The organism is Streptomyces sp. (genome assembly GCF_031178505.1).
Lineage (GTDB): Bacteria > Actinomycetota > Actinomycetes > Streptomycetales > Streptomycetaceae > Streptomyces > Streptomyces gulbargensis.
On sequence record NZ_JAPSIW010000459.1, the window covers coordinates 1 to 5,751 of the forward strand.

6 protein-coding genes are annotated in these 5,751 nt (G+C 75.6%); 2 read left to right on the forward strand and 4 right to left on the reverse strand.

Features of this window, described 5'->3' with window-relative positions; all coding sequences use genetic code 11:
* Positions 1-51: 51 nt before the first annotated feature.
* Positions 52-1,008 (reverse strand): EamA family transporter, encoded by a 957-nt coding sequence (locus RIF68_RS25095; RefSeq protein ID WP_309053570.1) that lies wholly within the window; start codon positions 1,006-1,008, stop codon positions 52-54.
* 127 nt (positions 1,009-1,135) lie between these two features.
* Between RIF68_RS25095 and RIF68_RS25100 the strand changes: the two genes are divergently transcribed.
* On the forward strand, positions 1,136-1,666 hold the full coding sequence (locus tag RIF68_RS25100) for a MarR family transcriptional regulator (RefSeq protein ID WP_309053571.1): 531 nt from the start codon (positions 1,136-1,138) through the stop codon (positions 1,664-1,666).
* A gap of 91 nt (positions 1,667-1,757) precedes the next feature.
* On the opposite strand, the gene RIF68_RS25105 is transcribed toward RIF68_RS25100, so the two are convergent.
* From RIF68_RS25105 to RIF68_RS36545, 3 genes are read right to left on the reverse strand one after another with little or no spacing between them, the layout of a single operon-like run.
* Positions 1,758-1,988, reverse strand: a complete 231-nt coding sequence (locus tag RIF68_RS25105) for a hypothetical protein (protein ID WP_309053572.1) — start codon at positions 1,986-1,988, stop codon at positions 1,758-1,760.
* Between the two features lie 20 nt (positions 1,989-2,008).
* Entirely contained in the window at positions 2,009-4,108 is a 2,100-nt protein-coding gene (gene malQ / locus RIF68_RS25110) for a 4-alpha-glucanotransferase (protein ID WP_309053573.1), read from the reverse strand.
* A 1-nt stretch (position 4,109) separates the two neighbouring features.
* Positions 4,110-4,358, reverse strand: coding sequence for a hypothetical protein (locus RIF68_RS36545; RefSeq protein WP_375165737.1), 249 nt, complete (start codon positions 4,356-4,358; stop codon positions 4,110-4,112).
* Positions 4,359-4,630: 272 nt separating this feature from the next.
* Here RIF68_RS36545 and RIF68_RS25120 point away from each other — a divergent pair.
* Positions 4,631-5,751, forward strand: a 1,121-nt coding sequence (locus RIF68_RS25120) for a beta-N-acetylglucosaminidase domain-containing protein (protein ID WP_309053574.1), incomplete at its 3' end; no start/stop codon positions are given.

A 5,751-nucleotide genomic window follows, 5' to 3' on the forward strand; every position in this document is an offset into this window, starting at 1 on the left:
GGCCGGCGTCAGGGGTGGTCGGAAGGCGGGCGGTGGTGGAGGACATGCCCGCTACCGTCGCACCCCGGAAACCTCCAGGTCCATCGAAACTTCCTGACTGTTTTCTTCAGCAGAGCTGAACATTTGCCGCTTGGGGGCCGGGGCGGGCGCGGCGGTACGGGGGGTCAGCTGGCCGGCGACGGTGGCGCCGAAGGCGATGGCCATGCCGAGCAGCTGGACCGGGCCGAGGGCCTGGCCGAGGGCGGCCCAGCCGATGACGGCGGCGGTGATCGGGGACAACGGGCCGAGGAGGGTGGCCGAGGAGGCGCCGAGCCGCTCGATGCCACGGAACCAGAGGAAGTACGAGACGGCGGTGTTGCCGAGGGCGAGGTAGGCGTAGCCCGCCAGGTGGGTGCCGGTCAGGGCCGGCGGCGCGCCCTCGATCGCGAGGGCGAGGGGCAGGATGACCAGGCCGCCGGCGGTGAGCTGCCAGCCGGTGAGGGCGAGGGCGCCGACGCCCTCGGGGCGGCCCCAGCGCTTGGTGAGGACGACGCCGGCGGACATGGAGAGGGCGGAGAGCAGCCCGGCTCCCACTCCGACGAGGTCGAAGGCGGCCCCCGCCTTCAGGACGACGAGACTGACGCCGAAGGCCGCGGCGACGGCGGTGAGCAGGGAACGGACGGTGGGACGGTCGCCGAGGACGAGGGCCGCGAGGCCGACGACGAACAGCGGGCCGACCGAGCCGACGACGGCGGCGAGACCCCCGGGCAGCCGGTAGGCGGCGAGGAAGAGGAGGGGGAAGAAGGCACCGATGTTGAGGGCGCCGAGGACCGCGGCCTTCCACCACCAGGCGCCCTTCGGCAGCTGCCGGGTGACGGCCAGGAGGAGCAGCCCGGCGGGCAGGGCGCGCATCAGGCCGGTGAAGAGGGGCCGGTCGGGCGGCAGGAACTCGGTGGTGACGAAGTAGGTCGAGCCCCAGGAGACGGGGGCGAGGGCGGTGAGCGCGACGACGGCGGCCTTGCGGGGCATGACGGTTTCCCCCTGTGGTGAGTGCGGCGGCACCCGAGTGCCTTGGCGTTAATTAACTTACCACTAAGCTACTTACTTGCAAGTGTCTTTCTTGCCTTCGAGACAGGGGGGAGGGAAGACTGGGGGCATGGAGAAGCACACCCCGGGCGCCGGCCACTCCCCCGGCCCGGCCCACGACGCCGTCGACGCCATCACCGACCAGTGGGCGGCGGTCCGCCCTGATCTCGACACGCTCCCCATGGCGGTCTTCGGACGGATCTACCGGCTGGCCGCCGCGATGCGCGGCAAGGTCGACAAGGCGTACGCGCCCTACGGCATGGCGCTCGGGGAGTTCGACGTGCTGGCCACCCTGCGCAGGTCCGGGGAGCCGTACACGCTGTCACCGCGTGAGCTGACCGCCACGCTGATGATCACCACCGGCGGGATGACGGGCCGGCTCGACAAGCTGGAGAAGGCCGGGCTGCTCACCCGCAGCCCCGACCCGAACGACCGGCGCGGACTGCGGGTCACACTCACCGAACGCGGCCGGGAGCTGGTGGACCAGGCGGTGGGCGCGGGCCTCGAACGCCAGCGGGAGGCCCTGGAGTCGGCGCTCACCGAGGAGGAGGCGGACCAGCTGGCCGGCCTGCTCCGCAAACTGCTCGCGACCACGGCCTGAGGCAGGGGGAGCAGGAGGGCGCACGCAGGCGAGGGCGCCGCGCGGTACGTCGTACCGTGCGGCGCCCTCGCGGGGAAGGACGAGGAGGCGGTCAGGCCTTCTTGCGGGACTTGTCGAGCACCATCACCAGACCGGTGATGACCAGGAACAGCACCAGCGGGGCCACCACGAAGAGACCGAGGGTCTCGACGACCTCCAGCTTGGGGGCCGGGTCGTCACCGTCGTCGCGGGTCAGCGCGAGCGCGGGGGACGACATGAGCAGCATCATCAGCGTCGTACCGGCCGCGACGGCGCCGGCGCGCAGGGCGTTCTTCTTGTCCACGGTGCAAACGTAGCGAACACCTAAACGGGCCGCGCGTCCGGGGGTGCCGTACGGGCTCCGGCCGGGGCTCCGGTGCCGTCCCGGACGAGCCGCAGCAGCGCGTGCGCCCGCGGGGAGGCCGCGATCCGCTCCAGCGTGACGGGCTGCCCTCCGGGGTCCGCGACGGGCAGCCGCCAGTTGGGGTACTGGTCCCAGGTACCGGGGAGGTTCTGCGGTCTGCGGTCCCCCACGAGATCCGGCAGCCACACCCCCACCAGCCGGGCCGGGGTGGCGCACAGGAAGCGGTGGACGGCCCGGACGGAGGCCTCCTCCTCGCCCCGGCCCTCCGGGAGCATGCCCAGCCGCTGGAAGAGGCCGAGCCACTCGGCACTCTCCGCCGCGTCCGCCGCCCGCTCCCGCTCCGGGTCCCCCGGCAGCAGGCCGAGCCGCTGCCGCAGGGCCACGTGGTCGCCGGAGAGCCGGGCGGCCGTGGACGGCAGGTCGTGGGTGGTGGCGGTGGCCACGCAGTCGGCCCGCCAGTCCTCCGGGGCGAGCGGCCGGCCGCCGCCCGCCCAGTCGCGTTCGAACCAGAGCACGGAGGTCCCGAGGACGCCGCGCCGGGCCAGCGCCTCCCGTACGCCCGGTTCGACCGTGCCCAGGTCCTCGCCGATGACGAGGGCGCCGGCCCGGTGCGCCTCCAGGACGAGGACGGCGAGCATCGCCTCGGCGTCGTACCGGACGTAGGTGCCCTCGGTGGGCTCGTGGCCCTCCGGCACCCACCAGAGCCGGAACAGGCCCATCACGTGGTCGATGCGCAGGGCGCCCGCGTGGCGGAGGAGTTCGCGCAGGAGCGCGCGGTACGGGGCGTAGCCGGCGGCGGCGAGGGCGTCGGGCCGCCAGGGCGGCAGGCCCCAGTCCTGGCCGCGCGCGTTGAACGCGTCGGGCGGGGCGCCGACCGACATCCCGGCGGCGAAGTCGCCCTGGCGCGCCCAGACGTCGGAGCCCTCCGGGTGCACGCCGACGGCCAGGTCGTGGATGATCCCGACCGCCATGCCGGCCTCGCGGGCGGCGGCCGCGGCCCCGGCGAGCTGCCGGTCCGTCAGCCAGGCCAGGCGGCAGTGGAGGTCGACCCGGGTGGCGAGTTCCGCGTCGGCGTGGACGACGGCCTCGGCGCCGCGCGGGGTACGCAGTTTCTCGGGCCAGGAGCGCCAGTGGTGGCCGTACCGCTCGGCGAGGGCCAGATAGGTGGCGTGGTCCTCCAGGGCGCGCCCGCGCTCGGCGAGGAAGTCGTGGTAGTCGGCGCGCCGGCCGGGGCCGAGATCGACGCCGGTGACGATGAGCTCCAGGGCCCGCAGCTTGAGCGCCCAGACGGCGTCGCGGTCGATCAGGGCGCCCTTGAGGACCCGTTCGCGCAGGTCGGAGGCCTCGGCGAGGATCCGGTCGATTTCCTCGCGGTGCCCGGGGCCGAGGTGGCGGTACTCGGGGACGTCCTCGATCCGCAGATGGACCGGGTCGGGGAAGCGGCGGGAGGAGGGCCGGTACGGGGAGGGGTCGGAGGGGGCCCCGGGCACGCCCGCGTGGAGCGGGTTGACCTGGAGGAAGGACGCTCCGTGGACGCGGCCCGCCCAGCCGGCCAGCTCGCGCAGGTCGCCGAGGTCCCCCATGCCCCAGGAGCGGGTGGAGAGCAGCGAGTACAGCTGGACGAGGAGCCCGTAGCCGCGCCGGTCCGGCCCGGGCACGCGCGCGGGGGCGACGATCAGGGTGCTGGTGGCCGTGCGGCCGTCGGGGGCCTCGGCCGTCACGGTGTGGACGCCGGGGGGCAGGGCGTCCCAGTCGGGACCGGTGTGGGTGCCGCCCGTCTCGGTGGTGACCCGCAGCCGGGTCCCGGGCGGCAGACCGGCCGGGGGCCGGACCGGTTCGCCGTCCCGGTGGCGGACCAGGGTGGGCGGCAGCAGCCGCTCCCGCTCGGCCCGTTCCGCCGCGCCGAGGGCGGCGGCGACCGCCTCCGGAGTGGAGGCGTCCACCCCCAGGGCGCCGAGGACCGCGACCACGGTGGCGTCCGGCACGGGGACGGTGACGCCTGGGGAGGGGCTGTACTCGGTGGCGACGCCGTGGCGGGCGGCGAGACGGGCCAGGGTCACTTCACACTCCGGGGGACTCCGTGCCGCCCGCGGTGCCGGGGGCGGTGGCTTCGCTGGTGAGGGGGGACGCCCCGGTGAGGGGCGGTTCGCTGGTCAGGGGCGCGGCGGCGGCGAGGGGCGGCTCGCTGGTCAACGGCCCGCCGGGAGGCTCGCTCTGACGGGGAATCCGTATCCGTCCGGCATGGTGGGGGGGGGGGGGGGGCCCGGGGGTCTCCCGGGTGTCGTCTCGGCGGGTGGGACCAGGGCGCAACGACTGAAGCCCTACCCATCGCTCCTCGTTTTACCGGCGGAATGTGGCGAAGTGACGTCACCTCGCCGAAGGATCGACGGGCAAAGGCGACACATCGCCCTCGCACATTGACACCCCTGTGCGACGGGTGGTGGGGTCGTAACCCGCTCGTGACCCGCCGCGGGCCCGGCCGCACGCCCGTCGGCGGGCGCGCGGAACGGGTCCGCGGCCGGGCGGGCGACGACCGGGAAGCCGGGACATCCGGGCAAGTGATCGGGCCGAAGGGAGTCCTCGTGGGGCGCAGGAAGCGGACCGCGACAGCGGTGGCCGCGGCGGTGATCGGCGGCCTTCTCGGAGGCCCCGCCCCCGGGGTGGCGCAGGCCGCGCAGCACGCCCCCCGCTCACCCCTCGCGCCGGTGGCACCGCAGAGCCCGGGGACGCCACCGGGCCCGGGGGGAGCACCGGCGGGCGCGGGAGCGCCGCGGAGCCAGGAGACCCCGGGGAGCCGGGGCACACCGGCGGCCCAGGAAGCGGCGGAGGTCCCGGGTGCCGCCACCTCGTCCGGCGGCGCACCCGCCGTCTGGCCCCGGCCCCAGTCACTGACTCCCGGCGGCCCCTCCGTACGCCTCGGGGACGAGGTGACGCTGCTCGCGGACGCCGACGCCGATCCGTACGCGCTCGCCGCCCTGCGGGAGCTGCTGCGCGAGGCCGGGGTACGGACCGTCCACACCGCGCTTCCCGGCGGAGGGCCCGTGATCCGGGCCGCCGGGCCGTCCGGCGAGGGGGTTTCCGGAGCCGCGGAGGCACTGCGCGCGCTGCGGGTGCCCGAGCGGCTCGACCTGCCGCGCGGCGGCTACCGGCTGGCGACCGGGCGCCCGGGCGGCCGGGACACGCTCGTCCTGGACGGGGCCGGCGAGGACGGCCTCTTCCACGCCGTCCAGACGGTGCGCCAGCTCCTCGGCGGCGGCCGGGAGATCCCGGGCGTGGTCGTCCGCGACTGGCCGGGCACGGCCGAGCGCGGTGTCACCGAGGGCTTCTACGGCACCCCGTGGACGGCGGATCAGCGGCTCGCGCACCTCGACTTCCTGGGCCGCACCAAGCAGAACCGCTACCTCTACGCGCCCGGTGACGACCCGTACCGCCAGGCGCAGTGGGCCGAGCCCTATCCGGCGGAGCGGCGCGCGGAGTTCCGGGCGCTGGCCGAACGGGCCCGCGCCAACCACGTGACGCTCGGCTGGGCCGTGGCGCCCGCCCAGTCCATGTGCCTCGCCTCGGACGCCGACGTACGGGCCCTGACGCGGAAGCTCGACGCGATGTGGGAGCTCGGCTTCCGCTCGTTCCAGCTCCAGTTCCAGGACGCCGGGTACGGCGAGTGGCACTGCGCCCGGGACGCCGAGGTCTTCGGGCGGGACGC